At 46.9% G+C, this 21,519-nt stretch carries 17 protein-coding genes; 12 read left to right on the top strand and 5 right to left on the bottom strand.

The annotated features are described in order from the left end of the window. Positions 1–522: 522 nt before the first annotated feature. The 12 genes from NLZ44_RS02970 to NLZ44_RS02915 all read left to right on the top strand — a co-directional run bounded on the left by NLZ44_RS02970 (position 523) and on the right by NLZ44_RS02915 (position 15,259). Positions 523–1,245 (top strand): GUN4 domain-containing protein, encoded by a 723-nt coding sequence (locus tag NLZ44_RS02970; protein ID WP_008054798.1) that lies wholly within the window; start codon positions 523–525, stop codon positions 1,243–1,245. A 167-nt stretch (positions 1,246–1,412) separates the two neighbouring features. After that, positions 1,413–2,507, top strand: coding sequence for a type IV pilus assembly protein PilM (gene pilM, locus NLZ44_RS02965; protein WP_111892225.1), 1,095 nt, complete (start codon positions 1,413–1,415; stop codon positions 2,505–2,507). A 69-nt stretch (positions 2,508–2,576) separates the two neighbouring features. Next, positions 2,577–3,380: a PilN domain-containing protein gene (locus NLZ44_RS02960; RefSeq protein WP_111892223.1), complete on the top strand. Its 804-nt coding sequence runs from the start codon at positions 2,577–2,579 to the stop codon at positions 3,378–3,380. Positions 3,381–3,430: 50 nt separating this feature from the next. Beyond that, on the top strand, positions 3,431–4,210 hold the full coding sequence (locus NLZ44_RS02955; RefSeq protein ID WP_493751807.1) for a pilus assembly protein PilO: 780 nt from the start codon (positions 3,431–3,433) through the stop codon (positions 4,208–4,210). Between the two features lie 248 nt (positions 4,211–4,458). Next, positions 4,459–6,810, top strand: a complete 2,352-nt coding sequence (locus tag NLZ44_RS02950; RefSeq protein WP_493751806.1) for a secretin GspD/PilQ domain-containing protein — start codon at positions 4,459–4,461, stop codon at positions 6,808–6,810. 218 nt (positions 6,811–7,028) lie between these two features. Next, positions 7,029–7,307: an HU family DNA-binding protein gene (locus NLZ44_RS02945; protein ID WP_006623382.1), complete on the top strand. Its 279-nt coding sequence runs from the start codon at positions 7,029–7,031 to the stop codon at positions 7,305–7,307. 63 nt (positions 7,308–7,370) lie between these two features. After that, complete coding sequence (cobD, locus tag NLZ44_RS02940; protein ID WP_006623383.1) at positions 7,371–8,441, top strand: threonine-phosphate decarboxylase CobD; 1,071 nt, start codon at positions 7,371–7,373, stop codon at positions 8,439–8,441. A 254-nt stretch (positions 8,442–8,695) separates the two neighbouring features. Continuing rightward, complete coding sequence (uvrC, locus tag NLZ44_RS02935) at positions 8,696–10,570, top strand: excinuclease ABC subunit UvrC (RefSeq protein ID WP_493751805.1); 1,875 nt, start codon at positions 8,696–8,698, stop codon at positions 10,568–10,570. A gap of 97 nt (positions 10,571–10,667) precedes the next feature. Further along, positions 10,668–12,068 (top strand): cytochrome P450, encoded by a 1,401-nt coding sequence (locus NLZ44_RS02930; RefSeq protein WP_493751804.1) that lies wholly within the window; start codon positions 10,668–10,670, stop codon positions 12,066–12,068. Positions 12,069–12,231: 163 nt separating this feature from the next. After that, a complete protein-coding gene (locus tag NLZ44_RS02925) occupies positions 12,232–12,789 on the top strand; it encodes a hypothetical protein (protein WP_315639456.1) in 558 nt (185 codons plus the stop codon). A gap of 285 nt (positions 12,790–13,074) precedes the next feature. After that, positions 13,075–13,785 (top strand): FkbM family methyltransferase, encoded by a 711-nt coding sequence (locus tag NLZ44_RS02920; RefSeq protein ID WP_111892454.1) that lies wholly within the window; start codon positions 13,075–13,077, stop codon positions 13,783–13,785. Between the two features lie 121 nt (positions 13,786–13,906). Beyond that, the gene (locus NLZ44_RS02915) at positions 13,907–15,259 is read left to right on the top strand and encodes a glycosyltransferase (RefSeq protein ID WP_493751803.1); all 1,353 of its coding nucleotides are present in this window, start codon (positions 13,907–13,909) and stop codon (positions 15,257–15,259) included. Here NLZ44_RS02915 and NLZ44_RS02910 read toward each other — a convergent pair. From NLZ44_RS02910 to NLZ44_RS02890, 5 genes are all read right to left on the bottom strand, one after another. Beyond that, positions 15,238–16,305, bottom strand: coding sequence for a hypothetical protein (locus NLZ44_RS02910; protein WP_493751802.1), 1,068 nt, complete (start codon positions 16,303–16,305; stop codon positions 15,238–15,240). The genes NLZ44_RS02915 and NLZ44_RS02910 overlap by 22 nt on opposite strands. Before the next feature lie 40 nt (positions 16,306–16,345). Then, positions 16,346–17,878, bottom strand: a complete 1,533-nt coding sequence (locus NLZ44_RS02905) for a hypothetical protein (protein WP_493751801.1) — start codon at positions 17,876–17,878, stop codon at positions 16,346–16,348. Between the two features lie 120 nt (positions 17,879–17,998). Further along, complete coding sequence (locus NLZ44_RS02900) at positions 17,999–19,510, bottom strand: polyprenyl synthetase family protein (protein ID WP_493751800.1); 1,512 nt, start codon at positions 19,508–19,510, stop codon at positions 17,999–18,001. 433 nt (positions 19,511–19,943) lie between these two features. Next, positions 19,944–21,086 carry a pentapeptide repeat-containing protein gene (locus NLZ44_RS02895; RefSeq protein WP_006623395.1) on the bottom strand — a complete coding sequence of 381 codons (1,143 nt, stop codon included), beginning with the start codon at positions 21,084–21,086 and terminating at the stop codon, positions 19,944–19,946. 278 nt (positions 21,087–21,364) lie between these two features. Next, on the bottom strand, positions 21,365–21,493 hold the full coding sequence (locus NLZ44_RS02890) for a hypothetical protein (protein WP_493751799.1): 129 nt from the start codon (positions 21,491–21,493) through the stop codon (positions 21,365–21,367). Positions 21,494–21,519 lie beyond the last annotated feature (26 nt).

The following is a 21,519-nucleotide window of genomic DNA, read 5'->3' as shown; positions in this document are numbered from 1 at the left end:
AAGGTGCTTAACAAAACTTTACAGCCCTTTTTTCGGGGAGCAAATTCGTTTGTTTTCGCTGGATTTATATTATCAGCCATAGTGCCAGACTGTCAACCCCCCGAAACAAAAACTTTTCTTCGCGTGGCTAAAGTTTGCTTTAACTAGGGCAGGATTAGAAGTCGCGCGAGGTTATGAGAATCTGTAATATAACTTTACACAAGCCGAAACCATTACCCTGCAACGAATCCATCGATTAAGTAGGCACGATCGCCCCAAAAAACCGAAATAATTATGAGAATGACCTCGCCAACCATATCCGGGGGACAGGGGCGAGGCCACAATTAAGCAAAACCGTAGCAGCCAGAGTCAAGTCCGAGGGGTAATTAAATATCCCGATTGTCCGTAGCGCGTTTAACTGAATCCAATGCACCTGTACAATGGTGGATTAATCACCTTTTTATATTATTGGGCCAAACCAGCCCAGTTACTTTTCCGCCGCCAGTTAACCCTAGGCGGTTTCCAAGCTACCGGAGAAATTCAATGACTGATTTGATCGCCTCCTCCGACCAAGACCTATCAATAGAGTTAAACCAACTGCGCTCACAACTAAACAGCGACAGCCAGACCCAGCAGTTAAAGGCGATCGCCTCATTAGCGACCCAGGGGGAACTTGGTTTAGATGTACTGATAGAATTTTTAATGTCCCAGCAGACCGAAACTCCCACCCCTGTCAGTGGTGAAGCCTATAGAGTCCTGTATCTAGCCAACCTCCCCAAAACCCAAGAGTTTTTGGAAACCCATTTTCCGACCGGAGTAGTTCCCCTAAACTCAGAGGTAGGGGCTGATTATTTTCCCCTCCAACAGGAATTGCTACAGCAAAACTTCCAAGCCGCCGACCTGCTGACCCTGAGAAACCTGTGTGAGTTAGCCAGCGACGCAGCAGTTAAACGAAACTGGCTATATTTTTCGGAAGTCGATCGCTTTCCCGTCGCCGACTTACAAACCATTGACACCCTGTGGCGAGTCCATTCCCAAGGCAAATTTGGCTATACCGTCCAGCGGGAAGTTTGGTTAGGTGTCGGCAAAAATTGGGATAAATTGTGGCAGAAAATTGGCTGGAGAAGCGATCGCACTTGGACCCGCTATCCCCAAGGCTTCACTTGGGAACTAAGCGCCCCCAGGGGACACCTACCCCTTTCCAATCAATTACGCGGTAGAAGAGTCATTGAGGCTCTGTTCAATCATCCCGCCTTCAGTAACTAGGAAAACAGTCCCCCTTGGTAACAGTTTCCTAGCCCCTAAAAGTCCTCGTCCCTAGAGGGCGGGGTATGCCTTTAATTAACCCGGATTACCCTTGCCATTATAACACATTCTGGGCGGAAAAATGCTATAATTAAGCTAAGTCCTCCCTTAACTCACCCAAAAAATCTATGGTTGGTTTCCTCAAAGGTATTTTTTCAAGCCGTAAGCCGGGAATGGGTATTGAACTAGCCACCGAGCGAATTAATATTGTCGAAGTGCGGAAAAAGGGCGATAAGTTCAAGTTGTTAACCTTAGCCACAGCCGAGGTTCCCGAAAATGTCGTCCAGGATGGTCAAATAGTTGATACTCCTACCATGTCCGAGTTAATCGAATCGACATTAGAGGACAATAATATCAAAACCAAAAACATCGCCACCGCCATTCCCGGAAGGGAAGCCGTCACTCGTTTAATCCCGGTTCCCGCCGAGTTAAATGAGGAGGAACTTAAAGATTATATGAACGCCGAAGCGGGTTTATATCTGCCTTTTCCTAGGGAAGAAGCCGACGTAGACTATCAGAAACTGGGAACATTTGTTGATGAAGACGGCATCGAAAAAGTACAGGTTTTGTTAGTCGCTACCCGCAAAGAAGTAACTGATACTTACCTAAGCACCTTTGAACAAGCCGGGTTAAAAGTCGATGTTTTAGAAATCAGTAACTTTGCCCTAATTCGGACTATGAAAAGTCAGTTAGAACACTTTTCTTCTAACGAGGCTGCCATTTTGGCGGACATGGAATTTGAGAGTACAGAATTAGTAATTGTGGTCAATGGAGTTCCCCAATTTACCCGCACCATTCCCATTGGTTTATTTCAGGTGCAAAGCGCCCTCAGTAGCGCCATGAACCTACCACCCTCTCGGGACGTTAAGGAATTGCAGGCTATGACCCTTCCGGTAACTGATACAATGGGAGCATTGAACGAGCCAAATCCGGGAGTTAATGCCATCATTAAAGTATTAGCAGAGTTAGCCGATGAACTCCGACGCTCTATTGATTTCTACATCAACCAAAATGATGGTTTGGAAATCGCCCAGTTACTTCTGGCTGGTCCGGGAGCGGCGATCGGACAACTGGATGAGTTCTTTATGCAGCGCCTAGCTATGCCAGCTACCCAGGTTGACCCCATAGAAGCGCTGAACCTGTCAACAGAGGGTCTGGAAATTTCTCCAGAGCAACGCGCCAGTCTAGCGGTGGCATTAGGTTTAGGGCTGCGTGTTACCTAGTTCCGGGAACTCTCACTGTTTCTGATTTGCTACCATGTCCATAGAAATACTACCAGAGGGTTTGCTAATATGTACAGCCTTGATATTAATTTTCTTAACGATCGCCCAGAGTATAAAACCCGAGAGATCAGTCGCTCCCCCAAAGGCGCTGCGGGGAAACCCGTTGACCAAACACCCATTTTAATCGGACTGGGGGCTGCTTTGGGACTCAATGCTTTAATGGGAGGGGGTTGGTTTGTCTTAAATAGGCAAAATGCCAGCCTTTCCAGAGAAGTCGATGCTTTAGAGTTGCAACTAGGCGAGAAAAATGTCCAAGTCCAAGCCCTCGATCGCATTTATGCAGAAGCCAAACATACCAATGAGGAAGCCGATGCTTTGGCTTTGGTATTCAATGAGATTAAGCCCTGGTCAGCTTTAAGTCAAGAAATGGCTGAGATCATGCAAATTGCTGGGGTGAGAATTACCAACGTCCGACAAACCGAACCCACCAACGAAGCAACTGCCGCCCCTGGGGAAGAGGGACAGGCGGCGGCTAGAGAAACCGCACAAGTTACCATTGAAGGAAATGCTGGTTCTTTTGGACAGCTTAATGATTTCATGTTGTTGGTCAACCAGTCCCCTTTCTTTAATGGCAGCACAACCCGGCTAGTTTCTGCTAGATTGCAAGATAACCCCACCCGTTTAGTGGTGGCTGACAGTTCCTCAGTGCCTGGGGGTCTGCCAGATTTACAGCCCATCGTGCAGTTTAGCATAGAAACCCGTCTGAGTTCTGCCACGGCTTCGGAACTGTTACCCCTATTAAAAGCTAATGATGCGCTGGGTTTGGTCAACCGAATTGAAACCCTCACAGAACAAGGTGTAATTCGACCCTAGGCTTTTGGTCTCAGGGTTTTGATGTCAACAAAAAACGGAGGTTTTTTCCTATGGTAGCAGCAAATGAGTATCTTCTTGATGGTGAGGAACCGGAGGAGGAGGAAGGTTCTGGCCCAGTGATATTGGGTTTGGCTATCACTTCTAAGGTCGTCGGTATTGCTATTGGAGCCCTAGGCGTGATTTTGTGTGGGGTGGGTGTGTTTTACCTGGCTTTGCCGGCTTGGGAAGAACAGCAAATACTCAATTCCAACATTCAAATTAAGCAAAGGGAAATTGAACAGCAAAACGAAAAGTTGCAGCAGCAAGAGGAGGCGGAACGTCAACGAGAGGAAGCTAAACAGCGACTGGCTAGTGTAACGGCTTTGTTTGCTGATGAAGCAAATCTGGAAATGTTGATGTTTGATGTTAATGAACAATTAAATCAAATTAATGCGGGTATTTTGGATGAAGATCTAAAAGTACGTTTGATTAGGTTTCAACCCCAAAGTGATGGACCTATACTGGTGGCTGATGGTTCTCTGGGTTCCCAAGTTAACAATAAACTGAGACGAAAAGAGTACGAGGTGGAGGTGGAAGGGAGTTTTGAACAAATCCGCAAATTTCTGATTTCTCTGGAGAGAATGCAGCCTATGCTAGTGGTTAGAGACTTTAGTTCTCAGTTGCTGGATAGATCGCCAGAATTGAAGGGGGAAATTCGCCAGGGTCGCTTTGTTCCCATAGATAACCAGCCTCAACGCCGCCTCAGAAGTACGTTTAAGTTACACGCCTTAATGCCTTTGAGTGACGAGCAGCGTGAGCAACAACAGCAACCAGAAGCTGAAAAAAAATAATGTTCTGGTTCACAGATAATCGAGCGATCGCCTTATCAACCCTAAATTATGGCGATCGCTCATTTTTTGGCAGAATGGGGGTTGACAAAATCGCTAAAATGTGATAGGTTGCCCAGATAAAATGCCCGTGGGTATAGATAATTTCCTATTGTCCTGTTGCCCCGGATGAATTATCATTTTTCCAGGCCTAAGCAAACAGAATATATAAACCAATAGCAACGGTTGCTTTCCAACTTTTAGGAGGAAATGTGAGAGATATTTTAGGATTTGGTGGAGGAGTAGCGGGGGGAGTTGCAGCAGCCATGGTTGTGGCTGTCGCTCCCGCCCTGGCGTTTACAGTTGTCCGCGATATTCAATTATTCCAAGCTGACAACGGGGAAATTAACCTGGTGCTGGTCACTGACGGCGGCGAACGTCCAGCGGTGTTTGTGATTCGGCGGGGTAATGATTTTGTGGCGGATATTACTAACGCTCAATTGAGTTCTCCCAATGGCTCATTTCAGCAAAATAACCCGGCTCCTGGTATTGCTTCCATTGTGGTGAACCAGCTAGACCCGACCAGTATTCGGGTGATTGTGACGGGAACTACTGGCTCTCCTGAAGCGCGGATAATTCAGGGTGCGGGAGATGCTATTGCGATCGCGATCGCTCCAGAAGGGGCGATCGTAGATGCTCCGGCTTTTGCACCCCAACAACCTGGGAACGGTGCTTCTCAGGTAATGGTTCCCGACCCACCAGTTACCATCACCGGTGATCCGACCGCCCAAAACGGCAATAATGAGATTATCATGCCCGACCCAGCTTTAACTCCCCAAATGGGTCAAGCGCCATTACAGCCAAGGCGTTCCTTAGACACAACGCCACCCTTCCAACCCCGTGCCGTTGCGCCACCTTTAGGAGACATTGCCGTTTCTAATATCAATCCGGGTGCTTCCAATGTCAACCTAAACACCAACGAAATCATCCCCCGCCTAGTCTTGCGAGACGCATCAGTGCGGGAGGTATTATCATTGTTGGCGCGGGTTGCTGGTCTGAATGTTGCCTTCAGTAATTTAGAGAAAGACCCCAACACCGGACGTTTTCGACCGGGAAATGAAGAACAGGAATTTAAAATTTCCTTGGATATTGAAAATGAACCAGTCCAGGAAGTCTTTAACTATGTCCTGCGATTAACAGGATTACAAGCTAACCGGGTGGGAAATACTGTATTTGTAGGGTTTCAACTGCCTGAGTCTGCGCAAAATCTTGTCATGCGGACTCTGAGAATGAATCAGACCACAGCAGAAGGCGCAGCTAATTATCTCAGTAGCCAGGGTGCAGAAACCCAGATTCCCTTTGAGCAAGTTGAAATCCAGGTCGTAGGGCAGGGCATTAATCAGCGAATTGTAGAAACCAGAACCCCAAGTATTATAGCTGTGGGCGCAGCGGAAGGACAGGGACCTCTGTTGTTAAGGGGGCTGTCAGTAACTGCTGATTCTCGCTTAAATTCTGTGACTCTGGTTGGAACTCCTGAACAAGTAGAGATCGCAACTGCTATGTTAATGCAGATTGATCTCCGTCAACGTCAGGTGGCGGTTAATGTGAAAATCATTGACGTGAACCTGACCGGGGAAGCCACCCAGAGCAGTAGTTTCTCCTTTGGGATTAATGATACCTTTTTTGTGAATGATGGCGGTGCCGCTTCTATCAACTTCGGCGGCATCAATCCCCCAACCCGTGGTCAGGCTACAGGTGGTGTCACCTCTCGCCCAATTGTTCCTAACCCCCTAAGCCCTCAACAACCATTTTTTGATCGCGATAGCACTATTAGGACTCCGTTAACGGCTCCTGGGGGTGGTATTGGCTTGAGACCGATTCCACCTGTCACCGAGAGACCGGGAGGGGTTGGGCTTTCTGACTACGAACCTTTCACGAGAGACTTAACTGATGGAAGTCTGACTGGCCTTGGTAGCACAACTGCTTCCGTGTTTCCCTTCTTCCAATATCCTCGGCGGTTCCTGTCTACTTTGCAAGCTCAAATCGTCAGCGGTAGAGCCAAAATCCTCACCGACCCCACCTTGGTGGTACAAGAGGGAGAAACCGCTTCAGTGGAACTGATACAAGAGGTATTGCAATCAAGCACAACAATTTTTACAGATACTATTTCTGGTACTAGGCAAACTATCCAGGGTGAAGTTGTAGATGTGGGCTTGACTTTATCGGTCAATGTTGAGCGAATTGATGATAATGGCTTTGTCACCATGAGGATTAACCCAGAAGTCAGTTCCCCAGGAACTCAGGTACCAGTCGGTAACAATAGTTCTTTCTTACGAGTCTTTCGGCGCAGTTTAGATTCAGGAAGGATTCGTCTGCGGGACGGTCAAACTCTGATTGTCTCTGGTATTATTCAAGATCAGGAACGGACTGACGTTAGCAAGATTCCCCTGTTGGGTGATTTGCCTATCGTGGGTTCTCTGTTCCGTAGAAGCAACACCAGCAGCGAGCGGGCTGAGGTAATTGTGTTGGTAACGCCCAATATCCTGGATGATTCCGATCGCTCTGGGTTTGGCTACCAGAACAATTTTAGCCCCGATGTCCGCCAGATGATGCAAGGGCGTTAAGATCTAGCGTTAAAAACCCCTTCAGCCAAAATCCCCCACCCCTGGGGGATATTTTGATCGGCTAATATCTTAAAAAAAGTGGAAAATTCCCCTAAATATATGACAATTTGGGGTTAAACCCTATCTATGTGGCGACATAAACCTTAGAATAAGGCAGAAAAATCGTGCAAACCATTGGGGGTCATTGATTGGCCCCCAGTTCTCAAAAGGAGTAATTGATGAATAAGGGTGAATTAATAGATGCGGTAGCCGAAAAAGCAGGTGTCACCAAAAAACAGGCTGATGCGGTGTTGAGTGCGGCTCTCGAAAGTGTTATCGATGCTGTTGCTACACAGGAAAAAGTCACCCTGGTGGGATTTGGTTCTTTTGAAGCGAGGAAACGTAAGGCCCGCGAAGGCCGTAACCCCCAGACGGGCGAAAAAATGGATATTCCTGAAACTTGGGTTCCGGCTTTCTCGGCAGGAAAACTGTTTAAGGAGAAGGTCGCTGATAAATAGTCGTCCATAACCCACCACTAATCAGGATACCGATTTAGTGGGGGTCTGCACGGAGGGAGATTGATGAACAGACCCAGCCACGGGGGAAATTTGATGTGGGCGGCTTCGATCGCTGATTGTCCGCCATCGGAAATTGTCGATTTCTCGGCTAGTATTAATCCCCTCGGCCCTCCATTAACGGCGATCGCCGCTTTGAATACTCATCAGGGGCAGATTAAAACCTATCCTCAGCCCGATTATATGGACCTGCGACAGGCTGTAAGTCGCTTTCATGAAGATTTACCGGTTGAATGGATTTTGCCGGGAAATGGGGCGGCTGAATTGCTGACTTGGGCGGGCCGGGAGTTGGCACAAATGGGGGCTACATATCTGCTGACTCCGGCTTTTGGGGACTATCGGCGATCGCTCAATGCTTTTAATGCTAGGGTGATTGAATGCCCTATTAGTCTTGAGGGTGGCGATAAGGTCCAATTTGATGGGTTGGGGGAATTAGAGGAAAGGGCGGGACTATTGCTGAATACTCCCCACAATCCTACGGGTATATTACTACGGCCAGAGTTGATTTTGCCCCTGTTGGAAAGGTTTGCTTTGGTGGTGGTTGACGAGGCTTTTATGGATTTTCTGCCACGGTCGGCACAAACTAGCTTAATCGAGAGGGTGGCAGATTTTCCTAATTTGGTGATTTTGCGATCGCTCACTAAGTTTTACAGTCTGCCTGGTTTAAGATTAGGATATGCGATCGCTCACCCAGACCGCCTAAATTTGTGGCGACAGTGGCGAGACCCTTGGTCTGTGAATAATTTAGCCGTGGCGGCGGGTATTGCAGTTTTAGGCGATCGGGCTTTTGAGGAAAAAACCCACCATTGGTTATCTATTAACCGCCCCCAACTCTATCAGGAATTAGGGAAAATTACCGGACTTTATCCTTATCCAGGGGTAGCCAATTTTTTGCTAGTCCGGTGTCAGTCGTCGGTGAGTGAGTTACAAACTCAACTACTTAAAGATTATCGGATTTTGATTCGCGACTGTTTAAGTTTTCCCGAATTAGGAGATAATTATTTTCGCGTAGCTATCCGCACCGAAGCTGACAATCAATATCTGATTAACGCCCTCAAAAATGTATTAATTACTTAGAAACCCGGCTATAATTAACAATTGTAGGGTGCGTCAGCCGACGCACCACAGAGTCTTGTTGGGTGGGTGGGAAATCAATGCCCCCGTGTTCATTTGTAGGGTGCGTCAGCCGACGCACCACAGAGTCTTGTCGGGTGGGTGGGAAATCAATGCCCCCGTGTTCATTATAATTATAGGTTATGGTGCGTCAGAAATCAATGCCCCCGTGTTCATTATAATTCTCGGTGTCTGACGCACCCTACTATTAAACTACTATGACAATTATACCACTAATTGAAGATAGCGATCGCCTAGAAATGAGATTAAAAGAAATTCCCCCGGTTCCGGGTGTGTATTTCATGAAAGATGGTAATGAGAATATTCTGTATATTGGGAAATCGAAAAAATTGCGATCGCGGGTGCGTTCCTATTTTCGCGATCGCCATAACCATAGTCACCGGATTAACTTAATGATTCAACAGGTGACAGATATTGAATTTATCGTTACTGATACCGAAGCCGAAGCCTTGGCTTTAGAAGCTAATTTGATTAAAAACCATCAACCTCATTTTAATGTCTTACTCAAGGATGATAAAAAATATCCCTATCTGTGTATTACTTGGTCGGAACCATACCCGCGCATTTTTATTACCAGAAAACGTAATTTAAGCAATCCCAAAGATAGATATTATGGCCCTTATGTAGATACGGGACTATTGCGAAGTAATCTACAATTGGTTAAGCGTCTATTTCCCCTGCGTCAACGTCCTAAACCTTTGTTTAAAGACCGTCCCTGTTTAAATTATGATATAGGTCGCTGTCCGGGAGTTTGTCAGCAGATGATCTCCCCAGAAGATTATCATCAAATTGTCCAAAAAGTGGCGATGGTGTTTCAAGGACGCACAGAAGAACTTATCAAAAATTTAACCGCGCAAATGCAACAAGCCGCCGCTGAGTTAAACTTTGAAACCGCTGCCAAATTCCGCGATCGCATTCAAGGTTTACAGTCTCTCAACCAAGATCAAAAAGTTTCCCTTCCTGATGAAACGGTGTCTCTTGATGCGATCGCTTTGGCTACTGACGGACAACAAGCCTCCGTGCAACTTTTCCAAATACGCGCCGGACATTTGGTAGGTAGATTAGGCTTTTTGGCGAAAGTTTACCCTAGTGAAACAGCCTTGACTTCCCTAGAGTTGGGGGGAATTATTCAGCGGGTTTTACAGGAACATTATCAAACCGTTGACGCTGTGGAAATTCCCAGCGAAATTGTGCTACAATATAGTTTGCCAGATGGGGAGTTAGTAGCAGATTGGTTAAGCGATCGCAAAGGTCGGAAAGTTACCTTAATTACTCCCCAAAGACAAGCCAAACTCGATTTAATCGAAATGGTGGAACGCAACGCTAACTATGAGTTAATGCGACTGCAAAAATTAAGCGATCGTCATCATCAATCTCTCCAAGACTTAACCGAAATTCTCGACCTTCCCGACCTTCCCCACCGCATAGAAGGTTATGATATCTCCCATATTCAGGGTTCTGATGCAGTCGCTTCGCGGGTGGTATTTATTGATGGTTTACCCGCCAAACAACACTACCGACAGTATAAAATTAAAAATCCTGATGTGCATTCGGGAAGGTCTGATGATTTCGCGAGTTTAGCAGAAGTAATTGGTCGCCGTTTTCGAGATTATCAGAATTTAGAACCCCAGGATAAGCCAGATTTGATTATGATTGATGGTGGGAAAGGTCAACTCTCAGCCGTCGTCAAAGTTTTGCAAGGTCTGGATATTTTAGAAGAGTTGAAGGTGATTAGTTTAGCCAAACGCCGAGAGGAAATTTTTGTCCCTGGTGAGTCTCAACCATTAACTACCCATCCTGAACAACCTGGGGTACAATTATTGCGACGACTACGAGATGAAGCCCATCGATTTGCGGTTAGTTTCCATCGTAACCAACGCAGTAAACGCATGAAGCGATCGCATTTAGATGACATTCCCGGACTCGGAAACCACCGCCAAAAATTGCTATTAGGTCACTTTCGGTCTATTGATTATATTCGCATGGCAACCCCCACACAACTGGCGGAAGTTCCCGGAATTGGCGAAAAACTAGCCCGACAAATTTATGATTATTTCCATCCTTCTACCTGATGCAGATTAAGCTATGATATATGGTAGCTTCCGGGAAGATGTGCTATAAATAGGACTAGATTGGTCTGACTCAAAATCCTAGAATCTCAATCCCACCATGAAATTAATTGACGGTCCGCAAAATCATCCGACTATCCAAAAAATACAGTGGATAACTAACCCCCTTGGTTATATGGAGAATTGTCACCGTAAATATGGAGATGTCTTTGCAGCTAAAATCGGCGTTGCGGGTCGCCCAGTGGTGTTTGTTTCTCACCCCCAAGCTATCCAAGAAATCCTCACCCGCGATACTAAAGAATTTACCGCCCCTGGTTCATCTAATCGTATTCTAGAACCTGTGGTGGGGGATAAATCCGTGATTTTACTTGATGATAAAGACCACCTAAGACAGCGGAAACTCTTAATGCCGCCTTTTCATGGGGAAAGGATGTTTAATTATGGGAAATTAATCTGTGATTTGACCACAAAAATAGGCGACACTTTACCAATTGGCAAGACTTTTCTGGCGCGAGATTATGTGCAGAAAATCTCCCTGGCTATCATTCTTCAGGCTGTGTTTGGAGTCTACGAGGGACCCCGTTACGATCGCCTGAAAAAATTAACCACCGAACTGGTCGCTGTTACCGATTCTCCTATTAGGGCGAGTATCTTATTTTTCCCGATTTTACAACAAGATTTAGGGCGTTGGAGTCCCTGGGGGCGCTTCCAAGGTTTGCGGCGCGATATCGATAAATTACTGTTAGAAGAAATCGAAGAACGTCGCCAAAATCCCGATCCAAATCGCACCGATATTCTCAATTTGATGATGTCCGCTAGGGACGAAAATGGGGAACAGATGACCTATGAAGAACTACGGGATGAACTGTTAACTTTATTATTCGCCGGACACGAAACCACCGCCACCGCCATGGCTTGGTCTTTGTATTGGGTGCATAAACTTCCTACCGTGCGCGATCGCCTTTTATCAGAGTTAGCAACCCTCCCCCCAAATCCCGACCCGATGACTATTTATAGATTACCTTATTTAACAGCAATTTGTCAAGAAACTCTGCGAATTTATCCAGTCGCAATGGTGACATTTCCCCGGGTGACTACTCAATCGGTGGAACTGATGGGATATCACATAGAACCCAATATAGAAGTGATTGGCGCTATCTATTTAACCCATAATGACCCGACAATTTATCCTGACCCCAAACAGTTTAAACCAGAGAGATTTTTAGATAAAAAATACTCCCCTTATCAATATTTACCTTTTGGTGGCGGTGCGCGTCAATGTATTGGTATGGCTTTGGCTCAATATGAGCTAAAATTAGTCCTAGCAACAGTCATGTTAAACTATCAACTAACCCTGGCTAATTCCCAGCCCGCCAAAGCCGCTCGCCGAGGGGTAACTTTATCAGCGACGGGAGGCATTCCTATGGTGTTAACAGGGCGGCGATCGCTATCTTCCAACCCTGTGGGAGTTGCACCGAAAGAAACCCCGCTTCTGGGTTAACTCTTCTGGTTAAGCCCAACTGTCCCCGAAGTTACCAGGTTGATGGGGAATTTCTCCCCTATTTAATCCTTTTTGGTCTTGATTTCCCTCACATCAGCAGTATAATATTGACAATGGCTTAATTTTTCATGGAGATGAGGTTCTGAAATCTCAAAAATTACCAATGATTGATACCTTGAATTGTTCCCCCCAACAGTTAGCGATTTGGCTGAGTCGTTTGGTGGAAATTTTGCGGAGTCAAGGTGGTTTAACTTGGCATAGCTTTGTTCAAACCGTTGCTGGTAAAACCGCGATCATAGAAATTGATGGCATTCAGTTGAGATTAAATGCCAATCACAGCGAACCTATCCAGGTAGATATTACTGATAATTCCGATAATTTAGAGTCAGTGGAAGCCTTGAATTTTGGCAGCCAAGCCGAAACCTTACGAGATTTAATTGGTGGTCGGTTGACGTTAGATCAAGGGGTGGCGATCGGTAAAATTCATTTGCGGGGAAGTTTATCGGAGTTGTTAGGTATTCATAAACTCACCATGGATATTGTCGCCGAAAGTGCCATTAATCCTCAACTACAGCGACTGTGGAAAGAATTTGACGATCTGTGGTTCCGTCCCAGTTTTCCTCCCCCAGTTTTGTCTCTGGAAGAACAAATAACCCCCCAGGGCGAATTGATTATGAATGTCCCAAATGACGTGCTAAATATTGAGGTGGAACTGAAATAGAAAGGCTGAAAAACTAACTCTGGAGGGGGTAATTATTTTTATTCTTTGTGCCGTGGCATCTCGACTTTTCCCCGCTCCCAAATTTATCCAGACTCGAAGGCGAAAAAATAGGGTCAACCATCGGATCATCTGAGCCACTTAGAACGGTGCTAAGATGTGTCATACAGACTAATATGGGGGTAGATAAAGCCCCATCATAATGGTTTTGTTTTTTGTCTGATGCCCCGAAATCGGGTCGGATTCCCTCGATTTTGTCAACCTTTATTTTCATAGGTTTACTCTGATATGCTATCTGAATTATTCCATAAATTTGGTGTGCCGTTTTTTTTGTCAGTAGTCCACGATCCAAATCTTTGTATTTCTTGGTCACAATTTGGTGAAGATACTCTAATTTTAGAGTTGATTTCCAGAAATAAATCCAACCTATTTAGCAATTACTATGTTGACATCGGTGCTTATCATCCCAGTCGATTTTCTAACACTAAGCTTTTGAGTATGATGGGATGGAAAGGTATGAATGTAGATCCCAATCCTCAATCTGTGAAACTATTTGAACAGGAACGTCCCCAGGATATCAATCTAAATCTAGGTGTTGCTTCTTATGAAGGGGAGTCAGAAATCTATTGTTTCCGCGAAGGTGCTATCAACACTTTTAATGGGGATATGGCCGAATATTTCATTAGACACGGATGGGAGTTTATGGGCAAGCAAAAAGTGAAGGTACTCCCCCTTAACCAGCTACTTGACACTTATCTTCCCGACGAAATTAAAGATTCAGAAATTGGTTTCCTAGACATTGATTGCGAAGGTTTAGACAAGGATATTATTCTGAATTTAGATATCGATCGCTATCGGCCTTATATCATTGCAGTTGAGGCACATGATTTCAATCTTATGCATCCTCTCGCTCACGAAATTGTTCAGTTTCTGATCGCTGCCGATTACCAGTTGGCTGCTTACACCGGACCTACCCTTCTGTTTAGACGGTCAACATGATGGTATTGACTTTGGGAAGTTTAATGAGAAAATATATGAATATTTAAGCCGGGATGGTTGGTTCGAGTTTTTCATCGGTTAAAGTTATAATAAAATTCCAGCCGGATTTTCAGAATTAAACATGGTCGATCGCATCGTATTAGCAACATCAGGTTCTTTGGGTGATTTGTATCCTTATTTGGCGATCGCCCGAGGATTAAAAGCCAGGGGGTATCAGCCGATCGTCGCCGCTGCCGAAAAATACCGCAGTTATGTGGCGGCGGAGGAAATCGAATTTCACCCTTTGAGGGAAAGGATATGGGAACAGGATAACAAATTCATGCAAATGCTAATGGACTCCCAACGGGAGGTCGAATACATTATTTGTTATCAATTGATGCCCCACTTGCGGGCGACTTACACCGACTTGATGGCAGCGGTACGGGGGGCGGATTTGTTAATAACTCATCCGCTGATTTTGCCCGGTCGAATTGTCGCCGAACAAACCCAAATTCCTTGGATTTCAACGGTTCTATCAGCCTTTATGTCAGTTTACGATTCGCCTGGGGGCGATAGCTTCGCTTCACGCACCGAGGCGATCGCTTCCCCAGTCTCGGAGTATGAACGGTGTTTGCAATGGGTCGCCAAAGATGCCGAACAACGCCAACTCCGCAGTCGGCTTCGCCATTGGAGTGCCCCCCTGCGTCAACTGCGGAGTTCGTTGGGACTGCCACCAGGCCCCGATCCCCTGTTTGAAGGGCAGCATTCCCCCGATTTAGTGCTGGCTTTGTTTTCCCAGGTTTTTGCCAGACCCCAACCGGACTGGCCCAGGCAAACTGTCGTCACCGGGTTTCCGTTTTACGATCGCCCGTCCAATCAGGGGTTATCTGAGGAACTGAGAGAGTTTTTAGACAGCGGGCCGCCACCGATAGTGTTTACTTTGGGTTCAACGGTGGTATGGACTGCCGGTAATTTTTACTGGTCTAGCGCGATCGCCGCCCACCAGTTGGGCTATCGGTCAGTGCTAATGATGGGCCCTGGCGCGGATGTTGTCGAGCCCAACCAATTGCCTGAAGGCGCGATCGCCGTCAATTATGCCCCCCACGGGCAAATTTTCCCCAGGGCGGCGGCGATTGTCCATCATGGCGGCATGGGAACCACAGGAGAAGCATTGCGATCGGGGCGGAGAATGCTGGTGGTTCCCCACAAGTACGACCAGCCAGAAAATGCAGCCCGCGTCGTCCGCCTGGGGGTCGCCCGAATGCTCCCACCCCAACAATATACTGCGGAGTTGGTAGCCAACGAACTTCGACAACTGTTGTTTGAAAAACAATATGCCCAAAAAGCCTCTGCCATTGGAAAAGCGATCGGGGCGGAAAATGGCGTAGAAACGGCTTGTGATGCGATCGCCAACCTTATCGGCCAGTACCCGAGTCGGAAACCCGCCAAATATTCCGACTCCCCCAATGATTCTCAGATCACATATTCCCCATAAACTAAGCCGGTGGCCAGCCATGTTTTTTCTCCGAGTTTAAGGGTAACGGCGGCGCTGCCGGTGAGTTCTTCAATAAAAGTATATTGCCGTTGTTGATTGTCGGGGACGATTAATTCTACTACCGACTCAAAATCAATTTCAATTAGCAATTGGTCTTGTTCATCAGCGGCGATAATTTGCAAGGCGCTGGGGGTTTGCAATAAGCGATCGCTAAATAATAGCGCCATAATTCCCGGCAACCTGGGGGGAATAACCGGCAGCTCCGACCAGTCCCAATTAATCTGTAAAGTTGCACCCAAAAACACTTTTCGCAATTGATGATTCACATAAATAAAAATATAGGGAAAGCCCCCTTGCGAATGGTCTTTGTTGGTGCGTCTGTCCAATACCAAAGTGATGGCGGTGCCATCAATGCAGGTGCCAAAAGCGACGAACCACTCCCAACCGATATCTTCCCCCCAGCGGAAGCGGCCAAAATTGCGATCGTGGTAGCAAAACCAGTTTGGGTGAATGGGAAACGATCGCCCACCAACGGATAAGTTTCCTCTCACCTGTAAGCCCGGTACTAATCCCCAGCCGATGAATCCACTGCCAAACGGTGAATTTTCCGTGACTAATAGGGGAGTGGCTGTAGCTGTCGCCGCCAATTCAATGAATAGCTGCGATCGCCGATCTTGTACTTCTAACTGCGTCTGGGTTCCGTTTACTTGCAATTCCATCCCTTGACCTTGCCAATGTACGGGTTCCGGGCTGATTTGACTGGGGTTCCACTCTTGGGAAAAAGTCGTTCCGAAACTGGCAAAAGGGGCGGCAGGGCGACAGTCTGAATCGAGAAAATCAGTCGGAATTGTCACCATCAAACTGGTTTGAATTTCTCCAGTTCCCGGTCTGGCGATCGCCGTCAGATTCACGAGGACTCTAATCTGAGTATCAGGATCTAATAATACATAATGATACCAATCTTTCCAATCTAGGGGTGCGCTGGGATCGTCGAGAGGGATTCGCAGTTGTTCCACCCGGGCAAGTTTTTGTTCGTCAATGGTCATTTTTTCTGAGAAAATTAACTAAAATTGGGCGGTGGATAACTTATCGTTGTAGGGAACCTGGCTCGCTGAGAACGTCTTTAATTGGCGGGATGGGGGTTGGGGCGGTTGGGGACACAGACGGTGCGGTAGATGCGATCGCCTGCAATATCGTAGCTATCCTGGGGGAAACACAACTGAGTCCCAAAACAATCTTGAGAAACCAAGCCTCCCCATCTATTCCTAATTGGTTCACCAAGTCCGCCGCCGAAGTCTGGGAATTAGGGATTGGGGAACCAGCAATATCCCACAACCACTGTTCCCAAAACTTGAGCAAACCCCCCCTAGAAGCCGGAGTCCCGACGGAATTGTGAAAAGCGGTAGCCGTCGCTTGACTGACCGCGATCCAACGGGGGACGGAGGCGGCGGCTAAACTCAAAACCCCATTTTTACAGAACCGGGTGAGTCGCAATTGATCCAGTAGCATTCGACCTGGGGGGGTTTTGGCATAGTCGTCCCCTTTTTGGGCGAAAATTAGCAATAATTCTAACACCAACCAACGAGCCGGAAGTAAGTCTAATTCTGGCAATCGCGTCCCTAAATGATACAAGCAACCCGCTATGGTTTGGGGGGGAGGGGTGGCTGGGTTTAATGGCTTAATTTTCTGGGTGGCGATCGCCTCTATATGGGAGGCAATTCGAGGCGACAATGACATCAATCCTAGGAGAAAATAACCCAACCAGCGATCGCTATCTGTTCCCAGTTTAGCCACAAATTCTGTAGCTAAAAATAATGGGGCGACGATGGGTTTAGCCGTTTCTGGGGCTTCTACGTCGCTTTCTACCAAACTCAACAGCCACCGTTCCCAAATATAAAGCAGACGTTGTTCCCGGCGATCGCCCTTGAGGACTTGACCGGACATCGATAAAGTTTCCGAAATCCAATCGGGTACTTTTGCCGTAGCCAGCACTGTCGATACAGTGGAGAAAAAAGCAGTTTTTCGCAGTTGCGAGAGCAGTTTTAAACCCTTTGGGGTGCAGGTGTATTCTTCTCCTTTTTGGCTGATGGCTACTAATAATTCTGCCACCAGCCAGCGCGAAGGAATGCGATCGAGGTCGTTCAATGCCGAAATCAATCCCCAGGCATTTTGGGTGGTTATGTCATAATAAATTGACGATTTATTATCCGCTAATTCTCTCGATGGAAAGCTGATATTAACCAGATATTCTCTAGGCTTTTTCTCCGCAATTTCAGCTTTAACATTTAGGATGATTAACAGAGGTTCCTCCAGTAATCCGGGAAATCTTAGCCAACTTTTAATAACCTGTCCTGGTTGCAGTTCTAAAGGTAGTTTTACCCTCACAGTTTGAGTGGCTTTTCCCGCACCAGAACCTAGATAAATATAGTCAGGTTCCACCGGATTAATGGTGGCGAAAATATCCCCGTTATCGGCGAGCCAATTATCTAAAACTGGTCGCACCAGTAGAGTTTCACCGCTACCATTATGCAGGGACAGTCTCAGCACCAGTTCACCGCCTGGGTGAATTTCAGCTTGGACTGGGGGGGGCATTGCGATCGGGTTTTTATCTTCGATCATCTTGACAATCTCTCTATTTTATGGTAAAATAACTTCCTCAATACAACTTGATTTTATGGTTGGTCAATCCTCCTTAAAATGAGCAAGGGGCTATGGCTCGTATCATAACCCCCAAAAATGCTACAAATTTCGATAAATCACATAGTTAATTAATTCTTTCAGAAAGCGGCGATCGTGAACCGGGGTCTGCCATTTTTCACCGGGTCTGAGCGGAGTTTCCGGCTCCATAAAATCCAGACCGTCCAAAATATCGGCAGCTTTTTGAGCTAAAGATCGGGCAACAGCCCAGCCATGTTCGATGCTACCATACTGGCGCATTTGTTCCATAACAAATTCTACCTGTTCCGGGGTCTTTTCCGGTCGGGGGGTGGCGAGAATTTCCAACATTCGGCGGGATTCGACCGGACTACTGTGGGCGATCGCATGATTGAGCATCAAAGTGCGTTTTCCCTCATAAATGTCTCCGCCAATTTCCTTCCCATAAGCCTTCATATCTCCCACCAAGTTTAATAAATCATCTTGGATCTGAAAAGCAATGCCCAAAATCATGCCAAACCGAGTAACTCCCGCCAAAGGTTCCACCAAATCTTGAGGATTAGCCGAGGAATTCCCCACAATCAAACCGATGCGACAGGGTGTCATAAAAGAATACCAACAGGTTTTTTTGACGCACATTTTAAAATAATCGCGATCGCTTAAATTGTCCGTATTTTCTGCCACCCAATCCAATTCCATCGCCTGTCCTTCCACCGATTGACGCGCCATAAACTCAATTTCGTGGAGTACATTCAGAGTTTTGGTTACCCCGATCGCCGATAAATTTTCCAGCAACAAACCCACAGCCAGTACATTGGTTGCATCCCCAACATTAATCGCCCGGGGAATCCCAATATTGTGGTGTAACGTCCCTTTTCCCCGGCGCGACTCTGACCCGTCCTCAATATCATCGTGAATCAGAAACGCATTGTGATACAGTTCCAAAGCCGCGGCCGTCGATAGCGCCACCTGTCCCATGCCACCCACCGCCCGCGCCGCACTAATACACATGGTGGGGCGCAGCATTTTACCTCCCCGAAACGGGTAATCGAGCAACAAATCATATAACGGTTCGTAGGAACCGATAACTTCTCGTCGCCTGCCAATAAATTCCTGAATTTTTGCCCCGATCGCTATCCGGGAGTCTTCTAGTGCTTGGTTAATAATGGTTTTATCAAACTGAGCCGGGTAGGGTGTCGGGAGGGTCGCCTCCGACACCGTATTTAAGTCCGCTTCCAGGTTCGCATCCTCCGGCAGAATCGAACCTCGGTTATTTTTACCGTCGGGAATGCGTTCCGGAAGCGTTGCGGATGCCACATCGCTGACTGCAATGGTGGCGGTTTGGGGAGTGCTGGCCATGCTGATTGGCTGATTTGATGAGGGAGTGCGTTCCGGAAGCGTTGCGGATGCCACATCGCCATTAGCCTCAGAAACCGCGATCGTTTGGGGAACACAGGACTGTAATTCACCAGCCGAGTCCGTTTCCTCAGTCCTCAGAAATGGCACAACAGACTTACCATTCCCACAGCCATTTTCCCCCAATTGAGCGTTCCGGAAGCGTTGCGGATGCCACATCGAGGAAGTAGATTTTTCCAACTGATCCGATACCGAGTCACTCTTGATCCCTAAAAACATCAAATTGAGCAGGATTCCCCAAACCGTAAAATATAACAGGATTCCCCAAAAGACTAAATTGGATGGAGGGCTAAGACCGAGCCAATTGAACAGCAATTCAAACATTGATCAAGTACAGCTAGAAGGGCAGATCGAAGGGCAGATCACCACCGTTAAAATCGGATACATCTTGGCATTATTCATCATTGCCTAGTGCTAGACAGGCAAAGAAAGCCAATTGACAATCTTTACAGAGGCTATCCCTAGGGATAGCCACTTATTTCCATCAATCAATGACAAAAAGCTCACCCCACCCGGTCACACCAGACAATGTAACCGGGTTTGAGGATGGATTTCAACCATGGGAAATTGATACCATCAACGGTAGAATAATTTGTCGTTGGGATTACCTTTATTAGGCAATTCCTAACAGTTGCTTCTGGGCATCATCAAGTTTAGCCCCCGTGAGGTTCGCATTACTGAAGTTAGCCCCAGTGATGTTGGCTCCCCGCAGGTCCGCATTTGTCAGGTTGGCATTGGTGAAGTTAGCCCCAGTCATGTCGGTTCCTTGCAAGTCCGCATTTGTCAGGTCAGCACCACAGAAGTTAGCATAGCCAAGATAGGAATAGCTGAGATTGGCATAGCCCAGATAAGCGTAACAGAAATTCGCGTAAGCCAAGCTAGCCTGGTTTAATTGGGCTCCAATTAGCTTCGCCTGACACAAGTTAGCAAAACTCAGATCCGCTTGGCTGAGAACCGCGTAGCTTAAATCGGCACAGCACAAATTAGCATAGCCCAGATAGGCATAGTTGAGATTGGCATAGCCGAGATAGGCGTGACAGAGATAGGCGTAACCCAAATTAGCCGCGACCAGGTTAGTGGCTCCTAAGTTAGTCGCACACAAGTAGGAAAAGCTCAGATCGATACCGCTCAGATTCATTTTGCTCAAGTCTACTTGCGGCAAGTAACTATTCGGAAAATCTCGCTTGCCGATGTCATACGGAATCTTTATCTTTATGTGGCCTGGGGGTGTGGGGGCGCAGCCACCCTGTGGTGGTATGAAACTAGACCAGTCAACATTCGGCGGGGTCGGTTGTGGCTCCTCTGAACCCCCACTGGGCTGGGTCGGTTTCTCGCCTTCGCTGGAACTGCCATCTGGTTTCCCTTCCCACCAGGAGGGGGCTGCATCGCCAATCGAAGGCCATTCTAGCCAGATACCAGCTTTATTGGTCAAACCTAGTTGGCCGGGACGGCAAGACTGGGAGCCTTCTTTGGCTGTGGTTTGCAAGTTCCCAACCGGGTCGGCCATTTCAATGTTAAATACACTCCGGGCTGGGACGGCATTGGCAGGGTTCCCACCAATCACAAAGTGCAGTGTTCCTCTCGCGCCTTTACTCAGATCGATTTGCGTGTCCGGGTCGGTGTAGACAAACTCCCTCAAATCGGTGTGGTAGACTATCTCTTGGTCGTTCGCAGTTTGGGAATTTCCGTAGACAAAGTACCCTTTGCCATAGGTTTGGTTATTGTTAGTGACTGTCCTGAAGTACACTTTCACCATGATTGAAGTCCTTAATTTTGAAAGGCAATAAAATATCGAAATCGTAGTCTCTACAGAACTAGAGTCGGTGACGTAACACCGCCATCGAAAGTCATCAAAAACTAGCCCCCTCTTCCACTGGTAGAGCGGATTTTTGGGTATTACTAATCAGCCGAGTTTAAATTCAACCACATCGGCTCCCCAACAACATCAAACCATGACATGACCGCACGATCATGATGCTGGATAGATCACATTGGCTAATTTTTGAGACTAAGACCATCATCCTGGGTTGATTTTCAAGCCCAGTTGACGCTATATACTTGATGCACCATATCCCCACTTAGATTAAGTTCTTTTAGACCACCACAGATGGCGTTCAAGCCAGAAACTAGACGCGCACTACTGGCGATATGCTCCGCTGTCACGTAAAACTCCTGGGAGGGTTGGAAGC

The organism is Arthrospira sp. PCC 9901, assembly GCF_059013425.1.
Note: the sequence above shows the minus strand (reverse complement) of the source record. Positions and strands in the feature narration are given on the sequence as shown.